General features: G+C 59.6%; 24 protein-coding genes. 9 read left to right on the forward strand and 15 right to left on the reverse strand.

Annotated elements, in window-relative coordinates; translation table 11 throughout:
• Positions 1-73: 73 nt before the first annotated feature.
• On the reverse strand, positions 74-847 hold the full coding sequence (locus MSL71_RS16360) for an enoyl-CoA hydratase/isomerase family protein (RefSeq protein WP_180142354.1): 774 nt from the start codon (positions 845-847) through the stop codon (positions 74-76).
• Positions 848-1,300: 453 nt separating this feature from the next.
• Between MSL71_RS16360 and MSL71_RS16365 the strand changes: the two genes are divergently transcribed.
• A complete protein-coding gene (locus MSL71_RS16365) occupies positions 1,301-2,257 on the forward strand; it encodes a YbgA family protein (protein WP_180142357.1) in 957 nt (318 codons plus the stop codon).
• A gap of 322 nt (positions 2,258-2,579) precedes the next feature.
• Positions 2,580-5,540: a PAS domain S-box protein gene (locus MSL71_RS16370; RefSeq protein ID WP_180142360.1), complete on the forward strand. Its 2,961-nt coding sequence runs from the start codon at positions 2,580-2,582 to the stop codon at positions 5,538-5,540.
• On the opposite strand, the gene MSL71_RS16375 is transcribed toward MSL71_RS16370, so the two are convergent.
• The 4 genes from MSL71_RS16375 to MSL71_RS16390 all read right to left on the reverse strand — a co-directional run bounded on the left by MSL71_RS16375 (position 5,529) and on the right by MSL71_RS16390 (position 7,877).
• Positions 5,529-5,834: a 4a-hydroxytetrahydrobiopterin dehydratase gene (locus tag MSL71_RS16375; RefSeq protein ID WP_180142364.1), complete on the reverse strand. Its 306-nt coding sequence runs from the start codon at positions 5,832-5,834 to the stop codon at positions 5,529-5,531. The genes MSL71_RS16370 and MSL71_RS16375 overlap by 12 nt on opposite strands.
• A 367-nt stretch (positions 5,835-6,201) precedes the next feature.
• Positions 6,202-6,741: an outer membrane beta-barrel protein gene (locus MSL71_RS16380; RefSeq protein WP_180142367.1), complete on the reverse strand. Its 540-nt coding sequence runs from the start codon at positions 6,739-6,741 to the stop codon at positions 6,202-6,204.
• Between the two features lie 313 nt (positions 6,742-7,054).
• The gene (locus MSL71_RS16385) at positions 7,055-7,516 is read right to left on the reverse strand and encodes an SRPBCC family protein (RefSeq protein ID WP_180142370.1); all 462 of its coding nucleotides are present in this window, start codon (positions 7,514-7,516) and stop codon (positions 7,055-7,057) included.
• Positions 7,517-7,571: 55 nt separating this feature from the next.
• Positions 7,572-7,877 (reverse strand): hypothetical protein, encoded by a 306-nt coding sequence (locus tag MSL71_RS16390; protein WP_180142373.1) that lies wholly within the window; start codon positions 7,875-7,877, stop codon positions 7,572-7,574.
• Between the two features lie 317 nt (positions 7,878-8,194).
• On the opposite strand from MSL71_RS16390, the gene MSL71_RS16395 reads away from it, so the two are divergent.
• A complete protein-coding gene (locus tag MSL71_RS16395; protein ID WP_180142376.1) occupies positions 8,195-8,542 on the forward strand; it encodes a RidA family protein in 348 nt (115 codons plus the stop codon).
• 347 nt (positions 8,543-8,889) lie between these two features.
• Positions 8,890-10,305 carry an ABC transporter substrate-binding protein gene (locus MSL71_RS16400; RefSeq protein ID WP_180142378.1) on the forward strand — a complete coding sequence of 472 codons (1,416 nt, stop codon included), beginning with the start codon at positions 8,890-8,892 and terminating at the stop codon, positions 10,303-10,305.
• A gap of 9 nt (positions 10,306-10,314) precedes the next feature.
• On the opposite strand, the gene MSL71_RS16405 is transcribed toward MSL71_RS16400, so the two are convergent.
• The gene (locus MSL71_RS16405; protein WP_180142381.1) at positions 10,315-12,069 is read right to left on the reverse strand and encodes an ATP-binding protein; all 1,755 of its coding nucleotides are present in this window, start codon (positions 12,067-12,069) and stop codon (positions 10,315-10,317) included.
• A 244-nt stretch (positions 12,070-12,313) separates the two neighbouring features.
• Between MSL71_RS16405 and MSL71_RS16410 the strand changes: the two genes are divergently transcribed.
• The 4 genes from MSL71_RS16410 to MSL71_RS16425 all read left to right on the forward strand — a co-directional run bounded on the left by MSL71_RS16410 (position 12,314) and on the right by MSL71_RS16425 (position 15,003).
• Positions 12,314-13,114: a MerR family transcriptional regulator gene (locus MSL71_RS16410; protein ID WP_180142384.1), complete on the forward strand. Its 801-nt coding sequence runs from the start codon at positions 12,314-12,316 to the stop codon at positions 13,112-13,114.
• Between the two features lie 391 nt (positions 13,115-13,505).
• On the forward strand, positions 13,506-13,943 hold the full coding sequence (locus tag MSL71_RS16415; protein ID WP_180142387.1) for a MarR family winged helix-turn-helix transcriptional regulator: 438 nt from the start codon (positions 13,506-13,508) through the stop codon (positions 13,941-13,943).
• Between the two features lie 59 nt (positions 13,944-14,002).
• Positions 14,003-14,482 (forward strand): permease, encoded by a 480-nt coding sequence (locus MSL71_RS16420; RefSeq protein ID WP_180142390.1) that lies wholly within the window; start codon positions 14,003-14,005, stop codon positions 14,480-14,482.
• The gene (locus tag MSL71_RS16425; RefSeq protein WP_180142393.1) at positions 14,479-15,003 is read left to right on the forward strand and encodes a permease; all 525 of its coding nucleotides are present in this window, start codon (positions 14,479-14,481) and stop codon (positions 15,001-15,003) included. The genes MSL71_RS16420 and MSL71_RS16425 overlap by 4 nt, the downstream gene beginning before the upstream one ends.
• A gap of 443 nt (positions 15,004-15,446) precedes the next feature.
• Here the strand turns inward: MSL71_RS16425 and MSL71_RS16430 are convergent, their stop codons facing one another.
• The 5 genes from MSL71_RS16430 to MSL71_RS16450 all read right to left on the reverse strand — a co-directional run bounded on the left by MSL71_RS16430 (position 15,447) and on the right by MSL71_RS16450 (position 20,258).
• The gene (locus MSL71_RS16430) at positions 15,447-16,163 is read right to left on the reverse strand and encodes an ABC transporter ATP-binding protein (RefSeq protein WP_180142397.1); all 717 of its coding nucleotides are present in this window, start codon (positions 16,161-16,163) and stop codon (positions 15,447-15,449) included.
• Positions 16,154-16,945, reverse strand: a complete 792-nt coding sequence (locus MSL71_RS16435; protein ID WP_180142400.1) for an ABC transporter ATP-binding protein — start codon at positions 16,943-16,945, stop codon at positions 16,154-16,156. The genes MSL71_RS16430 and MSL71_RS16435 overlap by 10 nt, the downstream gene beginning before the upstream one ends.
• A complete protein-coding gene (locus MSL71_RS16440; RefSeq protein ID WP_180142402.1) occupies positions 16,942-17,964 on the reverse strand; it encodes a branched-chain amino acid ABC transporter permease in 1,023 nt (340 codons plus the stop codon). Before MSL71_RS16440 ends, MSL71_RS16435 begins: the two co-directional genes overlap by 4 nt.
• Positions 17,965-18,055: 91 nt before the next feature.
• A complete protein-coding gene (locus tag MSL71_RS16445; RefSeq protein WP_180142405.1) occupies positions 18,056-18,961 on the reverse strand; it encodes a branched-chain amino acid ABC transporter permease in 906 nt (301 codons plus the stop codon).
• A gap of 181 nt (positions 18,962-19,142) precedes the next feature.
• Positions 19,143-20,258: a branched-chain amino acid ABC transporter substrate-binding protein gene (locus MSL71_RS16450; RefSeq protein ID WP_180142408.1), complete on the reverse strand. Its 1,116-nt coding sequence runs from the start codon at positions 20,256-20,258 to the stop codon at positions 19,143-19,145.
• Positions 20,259-20,880: 622 nt separating this feature from the next.
• On the opposite strand from MSL71_RS16450, the gene MSL71_RS16455 reads away from it, so the two are divergent.
• Positions 20,881-21,144, forward strand: coding sequence for a 4Fe-4S dicluster domain-containing protein (locus MSL71_RS16455; protein WP_180142411.1), 264 nt, complete (start codon positions 20,881-20,883; stop codon positions 21,142-21,144).
• A 10-nt stretch (positions 21,145-21,154) separates the two neighbouring features.
• On the opposite strand, the gene MSL71_RS16460 is transcribed toward MSL71_RS16455, so the two are convergent.
• The 4 genes from MSL71_RS16460 to MSL71_RS16475 form a co-directional block, all read right to left on the reverse strand.
• Positions 21,155-21,772, reverse strand: a complete 618-nt coding sequence (locus MSL71_RS16460) for a trimeric intracellular cation channel family protein (RefSeq protein ID WP_180142414.1) — start codon at positions 21,770-21,772, stop codon at positions 21,155-21,157.
• Positions 21,773-21,804: 32 nt separating this feature from the next.
• Complete coding sequence (gene arfB, locus MSL71_RS16465) at positions 21,805-22,215, reverse strand: alternative ribosome rescue aminoacyl-tRNA hydrolase ArfB (RefSeq protein WP_180143019.1); 411 nt, start codon at positions 22,213-22,215, stop codon at positions 21,805-21,807.
• Between the two features lie 209 nt (positions 22,216-22,424).
• The gene (gene mnmH, locus MSL71_RS16470) at positions 22,425-23,630 is read right to left on the reverse strand and encodes a tRNA 2-selenouridine(34) synthase MnmH (protein ID WP_180142418.1); all 1,206 of its coding nucleotides are present in this window, start codon (positions 23,628-23,630) and stop codon (positions 22,425-22,427) included.
• Between the two features lie 163 nt (positions 23,631-23,793).
• Complete coding sequence (locus tag MSL71_RS16475) at positions 23,794-24,447, reverse strand: class II aldolase/adducin family protein (RefSeq protein ID WP_180142421.1); 654 nt, start codon at positions 24,445-24,447, stop codon at positions 23,794-23,796.
• Positions 24,448-24,633 lie beyond the last annotated feature (186 nt).

Below are 24,633 nucleotides of genomic sequence, written 5' to 3' on the forward strand. Positions count from 1 at the left end.
CACACGGTAGGGACCGGGCCCTTTCCCCAAAAAAATAAAGATAACCCTTTTGTTTCCAAAGGCAAGGGCACCCTTACATTTGCTCGTGCTGGTGACGCCTCAGGGTGGTCTCCAGGACCTTGTTTTCATACTCCAGAAACTCTTCCAGGTCTTTCATGCCGTAGTTCAGCAGCTTTTTGATCCCGAACAGGGCCTGGGGGCTGCGATGGGCGAAGGCGTGGGCGGTCTCCAGGGCGCTGGTGCGAAGGTCCTTTTGTTTGACGACGCGGTTGACAAGGCCCATGCCCAGGGCCTCTTCCATGTTGATGTCCCGCCCCGAGTAGAGGATCTCCGCGCACTTGGCGGGGCCCAGGAGGTGGGAGAGAAAAAAGACTCCCCCGCCCTTGGGGGGCAGGCCCAGCTCCATGCCGGGGTTTTGAAAGAGGGTCTCTTCGGTGGCGATGCGATAGTCGCAGGCCAAAGAGAGGTTCATGAAGAGAAAGGCGGTGTCCCCGCCCCCAGCGTGCACCACAAAGGGGTTGATTTTGTAAAGCTTCATGATGAACTGGTTGAGGCCGTTGTAGAGGCGCTTGAGCAGGGTCTGGTCGGCGATGGAGGTGGTTCCCAGGTACTGGCGGTAGAACTCCAGGAACCTCTCTTTGTCCAGGCGCTGGGGGGAGGCCAGGATCAGGAAGACGCGGATGGTGGGGTCCCTGGAGACGGACTCCAGATAGTCCAGAATCCGGTTTTTTGCCGTGAGGTCCGTGAGGTGGTGGAGCAGGTGCTTGTGAAAGGTGAGGACCTCCACTTCTTCGATCCGCTCGCAGGTAAAAAGGTCGGTGTTGTGTTGCCGGGGAGGGTGGATCATGGCGTACCTCCGTGTGGGGTGGCCGCTTGGATAGGGACGCGGCGGGTCAATGGGGCTTTTGACAGGAACAGATCAAAATCCGTGCCTGGTGGGCCCGGGGAGGTGAAAGGGCTTGCCCGGGGACGCGTCACACCGGTGAAAACCATGGAAAACCAACGCTTCACCGCGGCGATGCCATGGGAACCCAACCGGTCTCCGGCAAAGGGCACAGCCCCTGGGAGCCGGTGCATGGGCGGGAAACGGGTGAAACATGCTGACACCCTGCAAAGTCGCCTGACAGCCATGGGTCATAAAACCCCTTCTACGCCCCTGATCCATCTCTATCAGATCCCTTTGGCTTGGGCAAATGTATAAGTGCTTGAAAAATAAGGGTCCAGGGCGTATTTTTAAAAGACCCCTCCTTCCTTTGAGTGTTTCTCAACGCATGGCTTTTTTCCATAAGGATATCCTTCCATGGTTGTCAAACCCACCCTTTTGGTGAGCAAGTGCCTGGGCTTCGAAGCGTGTCGTTACAATGGGCAGGCACTCTCCGATTCCTTTGTGACTCAGCTGAAACCCCATGTGACGTTTACCCCTGTCTGTCCCGAGGTGGAGATCGGCCTCGGGGTGCCGCGTCCCCCCATTCGCCTTGCCAGGATCGAGAAGAAGCTGCACCTTTACCAGCCCGCAACGGAAAAGGTCCTTACCGATACCATGGCGGCGTTTTCCCAAACCTGCCTCGAGGCACTTCCCGAGGTGGATGGGTTTCTCCTGAAAAACCGGTCCCCCTCCTGCGGCCCGTCAGACGTCAAGGTGTACGAGGGCCTGGCCAAGTCCGCCAAGGCAAAGCGGGGCAGCGGGTTTTTCGCCTCCGCCGTTTTTGACCGCTTCCCCGGTCTTCCCGTGGAGGACGAAGGGCGCCTGAAGAATTTCGAGCTTCGGGAGCAGTTCCTGATCCGGATCTTTTCCCTGGCCCGGTTCCGCAAGGCCCGACAGAGTGGCCGGATGCGTGACCTGGTGGCCTTTCACAGCACCCATAAGCTCTTGCTCATGGCCTGGAACCAGACCCGGTTCCGCGCCTGCGGCAAGATTACGGCCAACCATGAAAAGCGCCCCGTGGCCGAGGTGTTCTCCCTGTACGAGGAGGAGCTTAAAAAAGCCCTGGCCGCGCGGCCACGGGCTCCTTCCATGATCAACACCCTGTTGCACGCCTTTGGCTGGGTCTCCGACGGCCTCTCCAGGGAAGAGAAGGCCTATTTCCTTCAGAGCCTGGAAGAGTATCGGGATGAACGGATTCCCCTTGCCGCCCTGCTTCGTCTGATCAAGGGGTATGCCGTTCGCTTTGAACAGGCGTACCTCCTGAGCCAGGTGATCCTGGAGCCGTTTCCCAACTCCCTGGTGAAGATGTCGGACTCCGGCAAGGGCCGTTAGCCCGGATATTTCATGGGGAAACGATGGGTGCGGATAAATAGTTCATCGTTTTCAGGTCGTTTATCTCACCCTTCGGGCGAGCCGGCTCAGGGGAACAAACCTTCGGGGGATCTCGTCCCATGGGTCGTTTCCCGGTTGTGGAACAGGTGGCATGCTTTTTTCCGCCCGGGTCACAGGGCCACGGGTGGGCTCTCTTGGAAGGATGGTCCCCGGACGGGGCCTTTTATGGTTGACGATGCCGGGTGGTGTCTGGTTTTTAATTAAATTTGGCGGGGGATGTATTTGTGTGTAGACGATTTGGTTGGTGGGGTGTGGCAAAAAGATGGGTGTGATTCGATTCAAGTCGAGCATCGGTGTACAGCTGACGGTCACTCTTTCGATGGTGCTTTTGCTTTTTGCGGTTCTTTTCGCCATGTTCACGACCCGCCATGTCCAGCAGTTCGGGGACACCTATGCCGACCGGGCCGTGAATACCCTGCACCATCGGGTGGAGTTGAACCTGACGGAGCGGGTCCGGCAGCGGGCTCTCCATTACAACCATTTCTTTGAAAAGGTCGCCCGGAACTCGGCGCTGCTCGCCGAAAAAGCCCGTGACCTTGTTTTTGAAGAGGGCCCCGGCGGGCCCTCGGCCTGTGGAACCCTTCCCCCTTTATCACCCCTTTCCACCGGGGTCCTTGCGGGCCCTTCGGACGCACCCTCCCTTATGCTGCGCCTGCCGGGCGGTGACGCCCATGGGGATTTCCCGCCAAGCGATCGTCACGCCTGCCTTCTCCCCTATCTTGAAATTTTCGGTCACACCTCCATGCCCACCGCCGCATCCTACGTCATCTACACCAGCGGATTTTCCCAATACTACCCGAACACCGTGTCCCGGGAGGCCTTTGCCGGGTTCACCATGGAGGGTCTTGTGAAGGAGCGGTGGTTTTCGGCGGCCACCCCGGAGGAGAACCCGTCTTTGGCGACGGTCTGGACCCCCGTGTACAAAGATGACGCCATGGGCGGGGTGGTGGCCACGGCGTCTACCCCTGTGGTTACACGGAGCGGCGAATTCAAGGGCATCGCCGGTATCGACCTGCCCGTGTCCGATATTTTCGACACCCTGGTCCATGAAGAAGCCGGTTCCAAGGATGTGGAGGGGATGTTCTGGTTCCTTGTGGACGAAGGGGGGACCCCGCTGGTGTTTCCGAAGCGGGCCTTGGCGATGTTCGGGGTTCCGGCCCCATCCGACGGAAACGGCATGGGCAGCCTTTTGACCTCCTCGTTCAGTGAGGTCAGGCGATATGCCCACGGGGTGATGAGCCTGGACAAAGGGGTGGGGCACCTCCGGCTTGGCGGGCGGATCTGGATTGTCTCCCACCATGTGTTGCCGGGCATCGGGTGGGTGCTGGGAAGCGCCGTGCCCGAGGATGCTCTTTTTGCCGGCCTGGAAAAGACCCGGGCCGCCTACGGCAGGGACACACGGCGCATGGGCTGGGAGATCGTGATGGGGGCCGTGATTTTTACCTCCCTGGCCCTGGGGCTCTTCTATTTTGTGCTGAGGGAACGCCTGGTCCGCCCGCTTCGGGTTCTGGAGCGGCAGGCGCAGCGGGTGAGCAGGGGGGATTTCGACGGAAAGACCGTCTCCCTGTCGGGAAAAGATGAGATGGCTCGCCTGGCTTGCTCCTTTAGCAGCATGATCGATTCGCTCAAAGAGGGGCGGGCTTTTCAGGAGCGGACCACAGAGCACCTGGAGGCCATGGTGCGGTCCCGGACTCGGGAGGTGGAGGAGAAGGCCCGTGAGCTTCACACCGTGGTGACGGAGCTGACCACCATTTTTTCAAACAGCATGGTGGGGATCATGCTGCTCAAGGGGGGGCGGACCCTCTGGAAAGCCAACGACAGAATGGCTGAGATCCTCGGTTACGATACCCCCGGGGAAATGGAGGGGCTCTCCATGAGGGAACTCCACCTCAGCGAAGATGCCTTCAGAAAGTACGGGGCCCATCATTACGACGCCCTGGTTCACGGGGGCAGGACCCAGATCGAGTACCGCCTGAAACGCCGGGACGGCTCTGCGGTGTGGTGCAGTCTTTCGGGAAAGGCCGTGGATACCCATGTGCCTCCGGATCTCAACAAAGGGGTGCTCTGGGTGGTGGACGACATCTCCGAGCGCAAGGCCTCGGAGCAGGCGATCCGTGAGAGCGAGGAGCGGTTCCGGGAGATGGCCGAACTGCTGCCCTGCATTGTGTGCGAAGTGGACCTGGCCCTTCGAGTCACCTACGTCAACAGCCTGGCGCTCAAGGCCTTTCAGATTCAGCCGGAAGATTTCGAGACCCCGGGCATCGCCCTTGATCCCTTTCACCCGGACGACCGGCCGCGGGTCATGGGGCGTGTGGAGATCACCCTGGCCGGAGGGGACGTGGAGCCCGCCGAGTACCGCATGATCAGCCGGGATGGAGAGGAGAGGCGGGTGTTGCTGCACTCGGCCCCCATCGTCAAAAACAGCGCTGTGGTGGGCATCCGGGCAAGCCTTGCCGATGTGACGGAGTATCGCGCCATGCAGGAGACCCTTCTCAAGCAGGGCAAACTCGATCTGATCGGTTCCTTTATCGGAGGCATCGCCCATGACTTCAACAACCTGCTTGCCGTCATGGTGGGGCGGGTGGAGCTGGCATCCCTCTGCCTTGATGAGGAATCACCGGCCAGAAAGCATCTGGCGACCATGGATGAGGCCGTGCAGCGGGCCCGGGATCTGGTGGAACAGATGATCACCATGTCGAGCCGGGGGGAGAGGGTGGATGCCACGGTTTCGATTCAGGAGGTGCTTCGTCGGTGCGTGAAGCAGGCCGGGGGCCAGGGGGCCGGTGTGCATCTTGACCTGGAACCCGAAGCGCCGCCGGTGGCCGTGGACGGGGCCCAGATGGGACAGGCCATCGATGCCGTACTGAAGAATGCCCTGGAGGCCTGCGGCGGGAAAGGGACGGTATGGGTGAGCTGCGCCTGGTCCGACAGGGGACAGCGGAAGCTGCCTGCTCCCGGCGGGGCGCCTTGTGTGGACGTGACGATACGTGACTCGGGGTGCGGCATCGCCGAGGAGCATCTGCCCCATATCTTTGATCCGTATTACACGACCAAGGAGCGAAGCTCCCGCAAAGGCATGGGCTTCGGCCTTGCCGTGACCCACGCGGTGGTCACACGCCACCGGGGAACCCTTACCGTGGATTCCCGGCCTGGTGAGGGGACAACGGTCTCTATCAGCCTTCCCGTTGAAGGCACCGCCTCCGTGCGCGGATCAGAGACCTGATATGCGGTCCATAAAGGCGGCCATGGCAAAGTCTTTTTCCGTGATCCCCTCGGTGTCGAAGGTGGTGAGGGTGACGTCCACCCGCCCGTATACATTGCTCCACTCCGGGTGGTGATCTTCTTTTTCGGCCTTGATGGCCACACGGGTCATGAATCCGAAGGCCGCGTTGAAGTTTTTGAAGGCAAACCGCTTTTTCAGGGTGTTTCCCTCCAGGTGCCAGGGCACCTGACATGCGTCGTTCAATTCCTCAAGACGCATGCTGATCTCCTCTTGGGACAAACCATTGGACTTCATGAAACCTCCAGTGTCTGCGGGCGGTCTGTCGCCCTGTCTAACGCATGTCCATGCCGAGACGGCCATACCCTTCGGTCCGAATCTTTCACGAGTCGAGTGCACCCCACAACAAGCTGTAATGGAACAGGATTGCCCTGGCGCGATCGGTTTTCCATGAAATATCCGGGGGAGGCGGAAGCCGTCCTGTGATTCGCCGGATTGTCAGTGCTTCCATGAGTAATCAAATGGTGCTGTGGAATCAAGGAGAAATGCACCTTTCCTCTCTTTTTCGGCCCGGCCGACCGGAATGAGGGGGGCGGTCGGCCGGAGGCGTGGCATCGGGGCTGCGCGCCCGGTGCTGTTTTCAGGGCGATGGGTGCATCCAGGGTCAGAAAGTGTAGATAAGCTTCATGTTCCAGTCGTGGAAACTGACCAGGGAGAGGTCGTCTATGCCGGCGGTGCCTGCCAGCTCCACTTCGAGGGAGAGGGTGTCGTTGAGGGGCCAGTCAATACCCATGTTGCCCCGTGCGCAGGCATCGGAGCGGGAGAGTTTTCCATGGTTGGCGGTGCCGTCATCGCTGACATGGATGTCCAGATAGCCCAGGCCCGCAGAAAGATAAGCCCGTGCGCGGTCCGAGGAGACGGGGTACCAGCGGAGCATGACGGCGACCTGCCGGACGTCCACATCGTCGTCGGTAAGGGGGTTGGAGATGTCGAAATCATCGAGGAACAGGGTCTCCAGGAGCAGGGCCCAGTCGTTGTGGATGTGGTGCCCGGCCACAAAGCTGGCCCCCGAGGATTTGTCGAATTCAAAGTTTTTGCCGGCAAAGTGGCCTCCCACCCCCATAAAAGTGTCCCCTTTTTCTGCAAAGGCGGGCTGGATGAGCAGGGCGAGCAGGCCGGCAATCAGTAGAACGCGTCGTGTCATGGTGTCTCTCCTTTTTTAGCGTGGCAGCGGTGAATGTGGTGATAGACCTTTACTGACACGAAGGAAAAGTACACAAAGCGTGCCGGACTTCTGGTTCCGTGGCTTTTTGCGGAAACGGCGTTGTTTCGCTTTATGGCTGTGTTGATGCGTTTTGTTTCGATTTCAGGGGGATGGGGGCTGGCGAGGCGGCGCGGAAACGCCACAGGCATCCGCGCCGGGGAAGGCGAGGCGAACACAACGTGGGGAACCCCTTGTTGTCAGGGGTGTCCGTGGGCTTGCCAAGGTGTCGTGCCCGGGTTGGCACGAGACGGCCTCAAGGGGATGGGGCAGGAAAAAGGGCGGTGAAGCGGTGACGCCGGTGGGCAAAAATACGTTCAAGGGTCCTGCGGATCACCAGGGCGTGGACCAGCTCGCCCAAAGGGCCGAAGGGAAGGCGGTAGCGCACGGTGTCTGTCATGAGGACACCCCCCGGCACCTCCCGGAGTTCATGGTGATGGTACCAGAACCGGTAGGGGCCGAGGCGCTGTTCGTCCACAAAGCGAAACGGGGCCTTGATGTGCTTGATCTCCGTCACCCACCGCCTGCGCCCGAGAACGGGCAGGCCGATGCGGTACTCGATGATCAGCCCGTCTTCCATGACCTCCGGAACGTCCGAGACGATCTCGAACCGGAGCCAGGGCGGGGTGATGGTGTCGAGGTTGGCCGGGGCCTGAACAAAGGCCCACGCCTTGTCAAGGGTGGTGGGAAGGAGCTGGCTTTGCCTCAGGGTGTGCATGGCCGTCCTGCCTTGTTTGACGGATGAGTCGGCCCGGTTTCGGCCGTTGATGAATCTATTGTTCCTCGATGCGCCAGCCGGGGCCGCAGATGATCTTTTTGCCTTTTTCATCGATGAAGGAGAAACCGCCGCCGCCACCGCCTTCGGAGGGGAAGGGAAAGACCTTGAAGCGACCCTCCCAGGTCTTTTTCGAGCCGTCGTAGAGGGTGTGGGTGATGACCCGGTCCAGGCCCACGGCGTCGGCCCTTAAATCCTTGACGCTTTTTTTGATGTCCTCACTGGGGATAAAGAAGGTCCAGGCGATCCATCCGGCGATGATGAGCACCACTGCGGCTCCGAATCCGAATTTCCATTTGCTCATGGTGTGGCTGTCCTTTTCTCTGACGGGTGTGTCGGGTGGGATCAGTTAAACGCCCCACGGCTTGATGGCGGGGCCTCTGCATGACCGAAATTTTTCCCAGTATACGGGCGATTTGGCCGGATCGCAAGCTCGGCCGGCGGATTGGGTCCCGGGGCGGAGAAAAAGGGGCTTGATCCGTTGAGAGGCGTTTGGGTATAGTCATCAGATTCAGAACATGGTGGTTGTCAGATCGACCCGGAGACGTTTCGGGACCTGGCACCTGCCGGCATTCATACCAACCGCCTGTTCCGTCAGGCTGTGTAGCAAGGGAGCACCATATGGAGATCAAGCGCTATGAAACCAAGGCCCGCATGAGCCGCGCCGTGGTTTACAACAACACCGTCTACCTCTGCGGCCAGGTGGCCAAGGACGCCTCAAAGGACATCACCGAGCAGACCGCCACCACCCTCGAAAAGATCGAGGAACTCCTTGAGAGCGTGGGGTCCGACAAGGACAAGATCCTGTCCGCCACCATCTACATCAAGGACATGGCGTACTTTGCGGACATGAACGCTGTCTGGGATGCCTGGGTCACCCCGGGGATGGCACCTGCCCGCGCCTGTGTTCAGGCTGCCATGGCACGTGAAGAGCTCCTCGTGGAGATCTCCATCGTCGCCGCCGTGTAGATGCTCCGGATAAAAAACCGGCCGCAGGGTGCGCGATGCCTGGGGCCGTGTTTTTCCGGCGGCTTTTTCTGCTTCCTCTGGATTGCCAGCCTCCCCTTGTTGAACCTTCGAATCAATGCGGAATGCATCTTGCCAGCCCCTGTTTTTTCCGGGTGCACTGTCCTTGTCAGCATAAAATAATGAAAAAAAGCCGTATAGGGTTCAGAAACGGTGGCGAAAAGCCGATGACTTGAACGGTTTGGTATGTTTTAAGGCCCGTCGCCGTCCTTGCCCCAAGGGTGGCTTTCATGTGGCTTTTTTGGTGGGAAATACCGGCACGGGCTTCCCGGGCCGGGTCTGGGGGGGCAATGCATCTTTTACGGAATGGGAGGGCCGGGCATGGTCCGTCGTTGCTGCTGGGGGCGCTGTGCGTCCTTCTGTCGCCGATCTGCGCCTGCGCTCTGGAGCCGGTGTCCCTTCAGCTGAAGTGGACCCATTATTTTCAATTTGCAGGGTACTATGCCGCCCTGGAAAAGGGCTTTTACGAAGACGAGGGGCTTGAGGTGACTCTCCTGGAAGGCGGCTCCCGAAAGCAGGGTCCGGTGAAGGCCGTGACCCAGGGAAAGGCCACTTACGGCGTGGCCGGTTCGGAGCTGCTTTTGTGGCGTCTCAATGGGATGCCCGTTGTGGCCCTTGCTCCGGTGTTCCAGCACTCTGCCACGGTGATGCTCGTGCGGCAGGATTCGGGGATCTCATCTCCCCAGGATTTTGCAGGGCGTCGTCTCGAAATGGGCGAAAAAGCCAACGATGCTGAAGTCTGGGCCATGATCCGGGCCGAAGGGCTGAATCCGGACCAGTTTACACGGGTCCAGAATGATTTTTCAATTGAGGATCTCATCGCAAAACGGGTGGACGGGCTCTCCACCTACGTCACCACCGATCCTTTTGTGATGCGTCAGAAAAAGATTCCCTACCGCGTGATCCGTCCCCTTCAATACGGCATCGATTTTTACGGCGATACCCTGTTTACAACCGAAGCGGAAGTGCGCAGGCACCCCGATCGGGCCCGCCGTATGGTGCGGGCGTCCATGAAGGGGTGGCGCTACGCCTTCGAGCATCCCGATGAGATCATCGACCTCATCCTTGGGACCTACGTCAAAGGGGCGGGCAGCCCCTCCCGCGAGCACCTCGCCTATGAATTCGAGGAGATGAAACAGCTTGTTCTTCCCCGTCTGGTGGAGCTGGGCCACATGAACGAAGGGCGCTGGAACCACATGGCCGAGACCCTTGTGCGCATCGGCCTGGCAGACCCGGGGTACGATTTGTCCGGGTTCTTCTACAAGGCTGCCGCCCCGCTCCCTTTTAACTGGGACCACTGGGCGGTGAGGGGGGGCGGGGTAGCCCTGATTCTGGCCGTCTCCGTGGGGGTCTGTCTCTGTTTTTACAATCGGAGGATGCGGGCGGAAATCTGTCGGCGTATCCAGAGCGAGGAGGAGCGCGAGCAGCTCATCACAGAGCTGACCCAGGCCCTGGAAGAGGTCCGGGAACTCAACGGGCTGCTCCCCATCTGTTCCAGCTGCTTTAAGGTAAGAAACGACAAGGGGTACTGGGAGAAGCTGGAGAGCTACATCGAAAGCCACACCAAGGCCCGCTTCAGCCACGGTATCTGCACCGAATGCATGAAGCAGCGTTACCCCTACCTGTTTGATGAAGAGGAGGATGCCGACGGGGACGCCGACGCCCTGTACAACGAGGAGTCCGGCACCCTGCCCCCGTCTTCGTAACGATTCGGGCTATTCCTCTGTCATGGCCTGCCGGGCCGGTATGTCAATGACAAAGCTGGCCCCCCCGAGGTCCCCCTGGCCGATGCGGATGGTGCCGTTGTGATCCATGACGATGCGCTGGCTGAGGCTGAGTCCGATGCCGGTGCCGTCGCTTTTGGTGGTGTAAAACGGGTCGAACACGCAGTCCCGGATTCGCTGGGGCACGCCGGGACCGGAGTCCGAGACGCTGATGAGTACCCGTCCCGATTCCATGGTTGTGTTCACCTGGATGACCCGGGGGCCGGGCAGCTCTTCCATGGCTTCGGCGGCGTTGTGGATCAGGTTCATCATCACCCGAAGCAGCAGGTTGCTGTCTGCGTAGCAGGGGAGGGGCTCTTTGCTGAGGCTTGTCTCCACGCGGATGTCGTTTTTTCGAAGGGAGGCCTCGGTGAGCCCCAGGGCATGGGTGACGGGTTCGTTTGCATCCATCACCCTGAACAGGGGCATGCCCGGCTTGAGAAAGTCCATGGCCCGCCTGATGACCGTTTCAATGTCGCAGGATGCCTCCTTGAGCTGGCGGATGCATTTTTGGGTCTTTTCTTCCTGGCCGGGGTCCCCGGCGACTTTCTCCAGGACGCCCAGGTAGAGGTTGATGCCGGACAAGGGGTTGCGGATCTCATGGGCGATGCCTGCGGTCACCCGTCCCAGGGAAGCCATCTTGTCCTTGATGCCCACCATGTGCTCCAGCTCCTTGGCCCGGGTGACGTCGATCATGTTGAGCAGGACAGACTCCTTTTCCTGGTAGACGATGCGAGCCGCCCGGCAGTGGACCCACCTTGTTTTGGGCCCTTTGTCGCCCTCGGTGGACGGCAGGAAACAGAAGTCGGACTCGTTGCAGGTGACCTCGCCGCTTTGCACCACCTCGATAAACCGTTTGATGCTCTCCCTGTCGTCATCGTGGGGGGCAATGTGGCTGAAGACGTCTCCGTTGTCCTGCATGGGGCCGAAGAGCCTCTCCTGTTCCGGGTTCTGATAGACCACGCGGTTGCCCTGGATGATGGAGATGCCCACCGGTGAGTTGACGACCAGGTCAAGGAACTGCTTTCGGCTTGCCTTCAGGGCCTTTTCCGCCCGTTTGAATTCCGTGATGTCGGTGACAAACCCGTCCACGGAGAGGAACTCGTCCCGGGGGCCGTAAAGCCCCACCCCCTGCTCCCAGACCCACTTTTTTTCCCCTGATGCCGTGGTGATGCGGTAGATCAGCCGATACGGTTTTTTTTCCGCCAGGGCCTCCATGATGGTCTCCCGGTTGGGACCGATGTCGTCGGGGTGGACCACTTTTTGGGCGTAACAGAGCTCCATGCCCGGTGCGCACAGGCTCTTGTAGCCGGTGAGCTCCTGGCACCCCTCGCTGGTGTAGTCCATGGGCCAGTTCTCTTTGTCCACGCGGTGGCTGAAGGCCATGCCCGGGAGGTTGCTTACCAGGGTGGCCAGCCTGTGGCGGCTCGCCCGCAGCTCTTTTTCCGCGGATTGCCGTTGGGCCAGCTCAAGGGTGAGCTCCCGGTTTTTTGCATTGAGCCGTTTGCGCAGGGTGAGGTTCCAGGCCATGGCAAGCCCGCATGCGGCAACGGCAAGGAGAAGGGCCGGGGACAAAGGGGAAGGCGGCTGGGAAAGGGGTGTTTCGGCAAAGGCCGCCCCAGGCAGGAGCGTGGCCGCCAAACCGGTTCCCGCAACTGTGCAGATCATGGCACACAGCCTGTTGGTGACAGTGATAAGTGAGCGCATAATATCCTGATATCCCATGATGATGGTGTAAGTATGGCGATATGATGGCACACTTTGTAGTCAAATAGAATATCAATAATAATTTATTTTATAAAATTTAGTATTCCATGATGACGACCTCTCCGGCATGGCCACCACCCGGAACATGGCAGGGCCGTGATTTTTTTCTTTGACTCTCCCCCAGGGGCGGGCTTCAGGGTGGTGGTCATGTGAACGCGGAACAACAGAAAAGAGAAGGCGGAGTATGTACAATATCGGCACATTTTCACGGATCACGGGCCTGACCATCAAAGCCCTCAGGCTCTACCACGAACGGGGCATTCTGGTGCCCCGCTTTGTGGACGAGAAGAGCGGCTACCGGTACTACAACCGGGACGACGCGGCCAGGGCCCGCGTGGTGGTGGCCTTGAAGGCCATGGACTGCTCCTTGTCGGAGATCCGGCACGTCATGGCCCACTGCGCCGATGAGTCCGACCTGGTGGGATTCCTCCAGAACAAAAGGGAGACCCTCCAGGCCGAGATCGCAAGGCTCCACGACATCTCTTCTGTCATTGACCGCATCATCAACCGAGAAAGAGAGGTCATTAAGATGCAAGGAAAAACATTTGAGGTGGAAGTAAAATGCGTGGAACCCCAGCTGGTGGTTGCCCACCGCTGGACCGGGGCGTGGCAGGAGATCGGCGAGGTGGTGCTCAAACTGCGGGGCGCAGCGGAACAGGCGATTTCAGGCCCTGTGGTAAACCTCTGCTACAACGATGAGTACAAAGAATTCGACGCCGACATTGAGGTGTGCATGCCCCTGTCACAGCCCGTGGAAAGCCCCTGGACCTGCCGCACCCTCGAAGGGGGCGAATTCGCCACCCTGCTGCACCGGGGCCCCTTTGAAACCTTGGGAGAGAGCTACCTCCGGGTCTTTGACTGGATCGACGCCTCGGGCCGCAAAGCCGGCCTGCCCACCCGCCAGGTGGTCCACAAAGGCCCCGGTCCTCTCCTTGAAGGAGACCCGAATAACTACCTGACGGAGGTCCAGGTTCCCCTGATCTAAGCCCGTTGCCACTGTTCAGCTCAAAAAAAGCCTCCGGCGGCCCTGCCGGGGGCCAAACTTTTAAAAAGTTTGACAAACAGGTCTTGTGACGGTCTCGGCTCCGCTGAACGTTATCAGCACGCCGACCGTATCAAACGTATGGGGTCTGTATCGAAATGTTTTTGCGGAGCTTTTTTCAAAAAGCGACCCGCCGGAGGCAACTGAGTTGGCACACGCGTTGGCCCTGTTTTAAAAGCGGATTGCCCTTGTGCTTCCCCCATGATTGCGATGCCTGGAAGAATCGACTGGGATGGTTATGAAACAGATTGATTTTTTTTACCTGATAAGCTAGCATGCTAACAAAAAAGTGGATTGGCCATTCTGCCGTCTCATTTTACCCAAGGAAGATATCATGAAAGGGATAGACCCCAACGAAAGCCTCGGTTTCCAATGCAATCTCACGGTGAAAGCCTTTGTGGGAGCCCTTGAAGAGAAACTCAAAGGGACCGGGGTGTCGCCGTCTCAGCACCGGGCCCTGGCTCACCTCATCGCCCTGGGGCCTTTGCCCCTCACCGACCTGGTGAAGCGGCTGGGCATTGCCACGCCCACCGGCGTGCGCCTGGTGGATCGCATGGAGCGGGACGGCTGGGTAACGCGGGAGCCGGACCCCGAGGACAGCAGGCGTAAAATGCTTGTCCCCACGGAAAAGGCCCATGAGGTCTGGGCAACCATCTCGGTGGTTTCAAAGGAGATGCTGGCCCAGGCCTATCAAGGCGTGGCTCCTGAAGAGATCGAGCGGGTCATCGCGGTGCTTGAAAGGGTGCGTGAAAATCTCTCCAGTTCCCATTAGCCTTCGGTCCCCTTTTTTTATTGTAAAACCTAGCGTGCTAACATTACGGGGAAGTGCTTATGTTTAACATCATGTTGTACCTGGCAGCTTTTGTGCTGCTTCTGGTCTCCTATGCCAAAGACAAAGGAAAGACACGGAAGGCTCTGATGAAAGCCTGGAAGTCGTTTGAGAACCTGATGCCCCAGTTCCTCGTCATTCTGCTGGTCATCGGGTTTCTCCTGGCGGCCGTCGGCCCAGAAACCATCACACAGCTATTGGGGCAGAATTCCGGCTGGGTGGGGATGGGCATGGCAGCCCTCATCGGGTCTGTGACCCTTATTCCCGGCTTTGTGGCCTTTCCGCTTACGGCGGCCCTATACGAACACGGGGGAGGGCTCATGCAGCTGGCCGTCTTTGTATCCACCCTCATGGGGGTGGGCGTGGTGACCCTTCCCGTTGAAATGGGGATTTTCGGGCTGCGGGTCTCCCTGGCCCGCAACCTGTTAAACGTGCTGCTGGCCTTTGGAGTGGCCGTGGTCATGGGGGTGGTGCTTACATGATACCCTTGCTTAAACGCTACCGTGTTTTTCTTTTGATGCTCGTAGCCTTGGGTGGCCTTGGTTACGTTAACGCAGACCTTGCAGCACGCTCCCTGGGGCACTCCGTGGATTACCTCGTGGAGATGCTGCTGGTGATTCCACCCATTTTTGTGCTTTTGGGCATTTTTGATGTGTGGGTGCCTCGGGAAACCATCGTGAGGCTCATGGGCGGGGAGTCCGGTGCCAAGGGCACGCTTCTGGCCCTCTGTCTGGGCTCGTTTGCTGCAGGACCGCTTTACGCAGCGTTTCCCGTGGCCGGGGTGCTGATCAAAAAAGGGGCGCGCTTTTCGAATATCATGATCTTTATCGGGGCCTGGTCCACCACCAAGGTTCCCATGCTTCTCTTTGAAGCCTCATCCATGGGCTGGGATTTCATGCTGTGCCGACTGGTGATGAACCTGACGGGGCTCATGGCCATTGCCCACATTCTGGATGCGCTGTTGCCCGAGGAGCACAAGGCCCTGTCTCCTGCAGGCTCATGATGCGCCTGGCGCTCTTCGATGAGGACCATGGCGCAACAAGCCGGAAATACGTTCCGGTTGCCGATTGAGAGCATACGACGTGCCAACCAATGTGGAGATGACCTAAATCTTTTTGTAACTATTCAGCTCCAAAAAACAGCCTCCAGAGGCAAGGTGTGCCACCTTGAAAGCAGGTAGCGGAAGTGATTTGACCCTCGTTCCTCGGGGCAAATCACTTCCGCATTTATTAATGAGACCGAATCTCAGTCGACATACCCATGGCTTTGGTTGTGATTATATTCAGTGCCTTAGGATCAATCGAATGTCGGGTGTAATATGACCCCATTAGTAAAACGACATTCATGCAAATATTTTTTTTATGACCTGTTTGTTAAACCCAAGGCATCTAAATTGGCAAAAGTTTAGCCCCCGGCAGGGCCGCCGGAGGCTTTTTTCTTTTTTCCTTATTTTTTCCCCCCGCCCAGGTAGGCTTCCCGGACGCTGGGGTTGGCCAGGAGGGCGTCGGCGTCGTCTTCCAGGACGATGCGGCCCACCTCCATGACGTAGCCCCGGTGGGCGAGTTTGAGGGCGGCCTTGGCGTTTTGTTCCACCAGGACCACGGTGACCCCGCTTTTGTTGATCTCGGCCACGGTTTCGAAGATGGCTTTCACCAGAATGGGGGCAAGGCCTAAGCTCGGCTCGTCCAGAAGGAGGATTCGGGGATTGTTCATGAGGGCCCTGCCGATGGCGAGCATCTGCTGTTCGCCGCCGGAGAGGGTGCCTGCCAGCTGGCTTTTCCGCTCCTTGAGGCGGGGGAACAGGTCAAAAATCCAGCGTCGGGTCTCTTCCACCCGTTTGTGGTTTTTGGCGGTAAAAGCGCCCAGGTTGAGGTTCTCCTGGACGGTTAAGGTGGAGAAGACGCGGCGGCCCTCCGGGGACTGGGTGAGCTTTTCCTCCACCACCTTGTGGGCGGGCATGGTGTGGATGGGTTTTCCGTCGAACCAGATCTCGCCTTCCGAGGGTTTCAAGAGCCCGCTGATGGTCATGAGGGTGGTGGATTTCCCGGCGCCGTTGGCCCCGAGGATGGTGACGATTTCTCCCTCGTCCACGTGCAGGTTGATGCCGTGAAGGGCCTCCACGGTGCCGTATTTCACATGGAGATTTTTTACGTCTAAAAGCACGTTTCGCCCTCCTCCTCCTCATCGTCGTCGGTGCCCAGGTAGGCTTCGATGACCTTCTTGTTGGTCTTTATCTCTTCGGGCAGTCCTTCGGCGATTTTCTTGCCGTACTCAATCACCACCAGTTTTTCGCAGGCCTGCATCACCAGGCTCATGTCGTGCTCGATGAGAAGCACGGTGATGCCGCGGGCCTTGATGCGGGCGATGATGTCGATTAAGGCGTCGGTCTCCTGTTCGTTCATGCCCCCTGCCGGTTCGTCCAGGATGAGCAGCTTGGGCTGGGTGGCCAGGGCCCTGGCGATCTCCAGGAGGCGCTGGTTGCCGTAGGAGAGGCTGTCGGACCGGGTTTCGACATCTTCCGAGAGGCCCACGAAGTCCAGCTCGGCAAGGGCCAGCTTGATGGCCTCTTTTTCTTCCCGCTTTTGAAAGGGCGTTTTCAGCATGGCGGCGATGGAACCGGACGTCATGCGGCAGTGGCACCCGGCCAGGACATTTTCCAGGGCCGAGAGGGTCTTGAAGAGCCGGATGGTCTGGAAGGTCCGGGCCACGCCCATGGAGACGATTCTGTTGGGGGCCAGCCCGTTTAAGACGTGTCCGTTAAAGATCACCTTGCCCTGGTTGGGCACGTAGTTGCCGGTGATGAGGTTGAAGACCGTGGTCTTGCCCGCCCCGTTGGGGCCGATGAGGCCGAAGACGTCCCCGGCCTCCACGTCGAAGGAGACCTCGTCCACGGCCCGTAAGCCGCCGAAGTCCTTGATGAGGTTGTCCAGTGTTAACAGGCTCACGGCATCTCCTCCCGTATCTTGTCAAGGGGGTACGTCCTGGGCCGTGGAGGCAGGAGCCCTTCGTTTCTGAAAATCATCATGATCACCATGGCCGCGCCGAAGATCAGCATGCGGGCCTGGCTGAAGTTCCCGAAGTCCAGGGAGAGGGTGACGCCGAAGTGTGCAAAGAGGCTGTTGATGAGGTCGCTGACGGCGCTCATGCTTCGGAAGATCTCGGGAAGGCCGATGACGAGAAAGGCCCCTAGGATGACCCCCCGGATGCTGCCGGAGCCCCCTAAGATCACGATCATGAACATCACCACCGACTCCCAGAAGTTAAAGGACTCCGGGGCGATGATGGTCATCTTGGCTGCGTAGATGGTGCCCACCATGCCGGCCCACACCGCCCCCAGCACAAAGGCGATGAGCTTGTAGTAGGTGGTGTTGATGCCGCTGCCCTCGGCGGCCACGTCGTCTTCCCGCAGGTAGTTCAAGGCCCGGCCGAACCGGGAGTTTTCCAGGCGGTGGAAGAGAAAGACCGTCACGGCCATGAACCCCCAGATGAGGTAGAAGAACTCGTGGGGTTTTCGGATCTTGAAGCCGAAGATGTACGGCCGGTCGATGCCGAAGATGCCGTTGGCCCCTCCGGTGATGCCGAAGACGTTGTTGATGAGGGCGATGCGCACGATCTCCACAAAGCCGATGGTGACGATGAGGAGGTAATCTCCCCGCAGATGGATGATGGGGCGCGCCACGATCAGGGCCACGAGCCCTGCCATGAGCCCTGCCACGGGCATGAGCCAGAGCACGGGGATGTCAAAGGTGGTGTTTAAGATGGCGGTGGTGTAGGCCCCCACCGCGTAGAAGGCGGCGTGGCCCATGTGGAACAGGCCGGCGTGGCCCAGGATGATGTTCAGGCTCAGGGCCAGCAGGGCGTACATGCCGACGCTGTTCAGCACGTCCACCCAGTAGGCGTTGAGAAAGGCCGGTGAGATGGCCAGCAGTGATGCAAGTGCAATGTAAATGGCGTTTCGTTTCATACGGTCATGGCCTCGCTGTAAAAAATTCGGTCCAGGGTTGATAAAGGCGTGGTGGCGGGCCGTGGACGGCCCACGTGCGGGACAGGTCCCGTCACACTTTTTCCGCAACCCGTTCGCCCAGGAGGCCGGTGGGACGAACGATGAGGATGAGGATCAACACGACAAAGGCGATGGCGTCCTTCCAGGCAATGGAGATATACGCCGCGCCCAGGGCTTCGATGACTCCCAGGAGCAGGCCGCCGAGCATGGCCCCGGGGATGTTGCCGATACCGCCCAGGATGGCCGCGGTAAAGGCCTTGAGACCGTAAATCCAGCCCATGGTGAAGTTGATCTGCCCGTAGTAGAGGCCCACCATGAGACCGGCCGCGCCCCCTAAGGCCGGACCGATGAGAAAGACGATCATGATGACGGCGTTGACGTTGATGCCCATGAGCTTGGCCGCGCCCTGGTCGATGGCAACGGCCCGGATGGCTGTGCCTGTTTTGGTCTTCTGGATGAAGAAGTAGAGGGCGGCCATCATCACCACGGAGGTGAGCAGGATCAGGATGCGCAGCAACGGCACGTTGAGGCCGAAGATGGGGATGACCACCTTGGGCAGGATGTCGTGGGGGTAGACCTGGTAGCGGGCGCCGTAGATGAGCATGACGGCGTTCTGGAAGAAGATGGAGGCGCCCAGGGCCGAGACCACGGCCGAGAGCCGGTGGGATTCGCGCAAGGGGCGGTAGGCGATGCGTTCCAGGATGATGCCCACCACGGCCACGAGGCCCATGACCATGATGGCCAGGGCAAGGACCACGCCGAAGGGGCCCAGCCGGTCGGTGAGGCCCAGGGCGGAGAGCAGGGTGAGCCCCAGGTACGCCCCGATGGTGAAGAGATCGCCGTGGGCAAAGTTGATCAGTTTCAAGACGCCGTAGACCATGGTGTAGCCCAGGGCGATGAGGGCGTAAATGCCCCCCACGGCCAGGCCGTTGGTCAGCTGTTGAAAAAACAGTTCCATCTTACTTCTCCGGTGGTACGCCACGCGGCAGAGGCACCGGGAACCCGATGCCTCTGATGCGTGTTGGGATTTCTATCAACCCGGCGATTGCATGCACCCTTTGATTTAAGGTTGTCGCCGGGGTGATAAGCATGCGAGGCGCCTCGCCGTATTCTGTCTGTCCGGGCGAGGCTGTCACCCCTTACGGCTGCAGCACGAAGCTTCCCTTGCCGTCAACCTTGTAGAGACGGTAGAGATCGCCCACGCGGTCCCCTTTTTCGTTGAAGGAGAGCTTGCCGGTGAGGCCGGGCATGTCCTTGAGCTCTTTGTGGAGGTATTTGGCAAGGATCTTGGTGTCGGTGGACCCGGTGGCCTTGATGGCGGCTGCGATGGCGTTGAACCCGTCACCGGAAAGAACCGCCCAGACTGAGCCGGGGACCCCGTTGTACTTCTTGGTGTAGGCGGCAAGGAAGGCCTTGGCTTCGGCGGAGTCCAGGTCCTGGGGAACGGGGGGGCTCAGGAAGAAGAAGCCTTCGGCGGCTTTTTTACCGGCGATTTTGACCAGGTCGGGGTTGTTGGTGGCGTCGCCGCCGATGAAGGGCACATCCCAGCCCATCTCCATCTTCTGGCGAAGGAGAAGGCCCGCTTCGGGGTAGTAACCGGTGAAGAGGACGGCGTCGGGGGCCGAGGCCTTCATCTTGGTGAGGATGGCGCTGTAATCACGCTCCCCGGCGGTGAGGGCTTCGTAAAAGACGATTTCCGCAGGCTCTTTTTTCAGCAGCGCCTTGGCTTCGTCGGCCAGGCCCTTGGCGTAGGTGGTGTTGTCGTGGAGGATGGCTACTTTTTTGAAGCCCATGGTCATGAGGGTCTTCACCGCCACCTTGCCCTGCTCGTCGTCCCTGGGGCAGGAGCGGAAGAAGTAGTCCAGTCCCTTTTCCGAGAGGCGGATGGCCGTGGAGCCGTTGGCGATCTGGATGATCTCCTCTTCGTCGTAAATGTTCTGGGAGGCTTCGGTGATGGAGGAACCGTAGGTGCCGATGACGGCAATGATGTCGCGGGTGGCCAGGCGCTGGGCGGCCAGGGCGGCCGTACGGGGATCGCCGGCATCGTCTTCGGTGATGATCTCCACCTGCTTGCCGAGGAGCCCGCCCTTGGCGTTGACCTCATCGGCCAGGAGCTCGACGATTTGTTTCATGTCCTGGCCTTCGCTGGCCCAGGAACCGGTGAGGGGACACATGAGGCCGATCTTGATGGTGGCGGCCGCGGCAATGGATGCCGTCAGGGAAAAACACAAGGCAAGAAACAGAACTCTTTTCATAAACACATCTCCTCATTGTTGGTCTCGGTGTGACGGGAGCCGGTCTCTGTCCGGATCCGGGCGGGCAGGCGACGAAGGTCATGCAAACCGGTGTCGGCCGGGGGCCGACCGCCTGTTTGCCCTGCCCGGTCATGCCTACTGGTCTCTTTGCGTCAAGTTGTCTCATATTACTATTATGCGTTAGTAACGAGATATGACGAGGCCCGTGCATAAGCCGATGAACCCATGGGCACATTGCCACAACGCTTTATGGAAACGGTACGTGGATAGCTGGATACAGCGTTGGGGTTGGGTTGTCCTTACGAAGGGTCATTTAACTTCTATTTTCATAAAACATCAAGTTTTTTCTATGGATTGCCCTGTATTGACTTGCTTAAATGTTCCTTGAATTAAGGCCTTCGTTGTCGGCTTTTTGGTGGTATGGGGTTAATATTATATTTGATTCTTCTGAAGATTTAGAAATTGTGAGGACGGGTTGCTCACAGGGCGGGGATGGTAATGATGGGATGGGTGGGGGAACACGCAAAGGGTGGCTTAAGGGTTCCCTTTCCGGGTATACTGAAGTCGGGCCCGGAATCACAGCCGGGTGACGGTGCCGTTCACAGGTCAAGGAGGTGCTTTGATGAAAGAGCTTCGTCCTGTCGGAAACATGGCAACCCTTGAACTCCACACCGACCTTTGTGCGGGGTGCGATTTTTGCATCGTGGTCTGCCCCCAGGGCGACCTTGCCAGGGAGGGGCCTGAAATGCGCGCCACCCGTCAAGACAACTGCCTGGCCTGCGGGGGCTGCGCCCGGAACTGCCCGGTGGCCTCAGCTTCCGCCAAGCCCGGCGTGGGCTGTGCCGCCTATATTCTCTCCGGCTGGGGCAAGGTGGGGACGCCTTGACATCCTGTGGTTACGCATTTCCCTTGTACAAAAGAAATCGCGGATAATAGAGATCCCAGTGGATGGATGCGCATCGCAGGCCAAAGGCCAGGGCCAGGCCGTAGTAGCGGTTTAAGGCGTGGTCGGGTGCCAGGTGGAGGAGAAGGCAGAAGAGGGAGGCGCCGAGAAGGGCCGGGGTGGCGTAGAACTCCCGGCCCAAAAGCAGGGGCATCTTGCCGGTGAGGATGTCGCGGATCATGCCCCCGGCGATGCCGGTGGTCAGGCCCATGAGCACGGCCACCGGATAGGAAAAGCCCAGGGAGAGGGCCTTTTCCGCGGCGGTGATGGTGAACAGGCACATACCGAAGGAGTCGGCATAGAGAAACAGGGTGTAGGTGTTGCTGACAAAGCGGATGAAGAAAAAGGCGATGAGGGCGGCTGCCACGGAGACCCAGAGGTAGGTCTCGTCCCCGATCCAGAAGATGGGGTTGGCGTCCATGAGGATGTCCCGGATGGTGCCGCCGCCAAGGGCCGTCACCACCCCAAGGAGGATGATGCTGAACAGGTCCATGTCCTTTTTGCCCGCCGCCACCACTCCGGTGACGGAAAAGGCGGCAATGCCCATCATGCCGATAAGATAGATGATCATGTGTCGTAGCCTCAGCTGCGCGTTGGGGGCGTCTATTCGTGGGAAACTTTTCCCCGTGATTTTTTCAGGTCGCCGCGACGGGTCTTGGCCTTGAGGCGCCTCTCCCTGGCATTTTTCGACGGCCGGGTAGGGCGCCTTTTTTTCGGCGCCGCGGTCACCCCCCGGATCAGGCTGATGAGGCGCTCCAGGGCGGCCTGTCGGTTCATCTCCCGGCTGCGGTGCTCCCGGGACTTGATGATCACCATGCCCTCGTCGGTGATGCGGTGGTCGGACAGGGCCAGGAGCCGCTCCTTGTACACCTCGGGCAGGGAGGAGGCCCGGATGTCGAACCTCAGGTGAATGGCCGTAGCCGAGGTGTTGACGTGCTGGCCCCCCGGGCCCGACGCCTTGACGGCGGAGATCTCCACCTCGTCGTCACCAAGGGAGAGTCGCTGTGTGATCATGATTGGCAAAACATGGACTCCTTTTGGTATCGGTTCAGGTAACTATTCAGATCAAAAAAGCCTCCGGCGGCCAGGTGGGGCACCTGGAAACCCTGTGGCGAATGCTTGACGGCTGACATCAAGTGGCCGCTTTCGCAGGGAAGGCCTGTTTGTTAAACGTTTCAAAAGTTTGGCCCCCGGCAGGGCCGCCGGAGGCATAATTCCCCTGTTTATTTTTTCGCGCTGTGGTACCACGCGGCAATGGCTGCCGCCGCTTCGGCCGGGTCGACGTTGGGCACGGTGAACAGGGGCGGGGCGTCCACGGCCTTGTAGACCTTGTCGTAGTAGTCCACCATCACCTCATTGAGAAACCCGCGATAGTCCCCGGCGTCGATGGCCGCGCACCATCGCTCCACCGTCTCTTTGCCCACCCGTCGCGTAAGGAACCGCACCGCGTCCTTGACCATCTCCTCCACCTCTTTGCCCCCTTTGCCGAAGTACTCTTTTTCCAGCCGGGCCAGTCGGGTCTCAAGGGGGCAGGTGAGGCCGATATGGGTCTCCTTTTCAAGGGCCTTGCAGACGGACGGGGGCAGGTTGAACCGGCCGATTTTGGAGCTCTCCATCTCGGTGAGAAAGGGGGGCAGGCTGCCGTCGGGGTTTCGGTGCTGCAGGATGTTGACGTAGAGGTTGGTCTCGAAGTCCCGCTGGCTCTTGGCCAGGGACTCCCCCATGAGGTTGAAGCGGATCTCCCCGAAGACCGAGGCGGCGTGGCCTGCCGCAGCTTCCAGGTGGAGGACGGGCAGGTCCGGGTGGTGAGCCTGGATGTACTCCAGCAGCTCGGATTTCCCGCAGCCGGTCTGACCGGAAAAGGGGTAGAGGGTCAGCGTGGTTTCGTACAGCATGGTGTGCACCTCTTTGCGGAAGGCCTTTTGCCCGCCGTTGAGGCGCACGGCGTCGATGCCGTTCTGGTTGAGCATGCTGGTGGTGTAGCGGCTTCGGCCTCCGCCCCGCCAGCAGTAGAGGATCACGGGCCCGCCCTGGGCCAGCTCCCGGACCTTTTCAAGGTAGGCCTCTTCCTTTTGCCGGGCCAGGTGCCAGGCGTAGGAGAGGGCCAGGTCCTTGTCGTGGCGCTTGTAGATGAGCCCCACGTTGTGCCGCTCTTCGTTGGTGAGGATGGGGATGTTCACGGCAAAGGGGAGGCGCTCCCGTTCAAACTCGGCCTCGGACCTCACGTCAATGAGGGTGTAGGGCCCTTTTTTCCCATGGGCCAGGTCGGTGAGGATCTCCGTGAAGTTTTCCTGGGGCATCACCCGCTCGATGGCGGCGATGTCCTTGAAGTGGACGTGGGGGAGGTTTAAGGGAAGCACCTGTTTCAGCAGGGCCTCAAGCTCCTCCTTCTGGTCGTGTTCGTGGTTGTCCGTGTCGCTATGGGTCATGGGGGGTATCCCTTATTCTTCGGTTCTATGGGTGACGGATGTCACCGCAAAACGAATCAAAGGGTGCGTTGCGATGGCTTCCTGTATCTCTTTGTTGTGCCCGCTTCTTATCAGAAAGAGGCCGGGGGATGCCACCGGAAAAAACAGCACCCCCGAGCCGGGGTCACAGGGTTTGCCGGATTTCGTCCCAGAAGGCCAGGGCATGGTCCGGCAGGGTGGAGACGGGGCGCCCCGTGGCCAGGGCGCTGTGGTAGACCTTGGCGATTTTTTCGAGGAACTCGGCGTTCCTCAGGGCCTGCTTGAGGGATCCCCCTAAGTTCAGGGCGCCGTGGTTCTGCATGATAAAGCAGGCGCAGCCATTGGTGACGGCATCGCCCACCTGGGCGGCCAGGGCGTCGGTGCCGCTGATGGCATAGGGGATCACCGCCACCTGGTTGCCGATGTGCATGGTGATCTCGTCAAAAAGGGGCGGGATGGGGGTGTTGAGCACCGAAAAGATGCTGGCGTGGAACTGGTGGGTGTGGGCCACAGCCCCCACGTCCGGGCGCGCCTTGTAAATGGCGGCGTGCATCCCCGCCTCGATGGAGGGCTTCAGGTCCCCTTCCAGCCGGTTGAGGTCGAAGTCCAGCAGGCAGATGTCCTCTGGGGAGAGTTCGTTGTAAGGCACGGACGACGGGGTGACGGCAAAAAGGTTTTCACCGGGCACCCGCGCTGAAACGTTGCCCCCGGAGCTGAGGTGGGAGCCGAAGTAGTTGTTTTCCGAAAGCCAGAGGGCCGAATCCAGGACCTCCTGCTTGATGTCGATGGTTGCGTCCATATGTAGAGAGACTCCTTCCTGGCACCACCCGGGCGATACCGGGAGGCCTTCGTTTTTCAAGGTGGATATCGTGTATCGATGATCCATTCAGTTTAAAAATGTCTTCTATGGTTAAAGTTTGGCCCTAAAAGCGTGCCTCCGGCGGCGAGGTGAGCCACCTCGAAAGCTGGTAACCCTTGCGCTTCG

Origin of the sequence: Desulfoluna butyratoxydans (genome assembly GCF_900699765.1) — a bacterium.
GTDB lineage: Bacteria > Desulfobacterota > Desulfobacteria > Desulfobacterales > Desulfolunaceae > Desulfoluna > Desulfoluna butyratoxydans.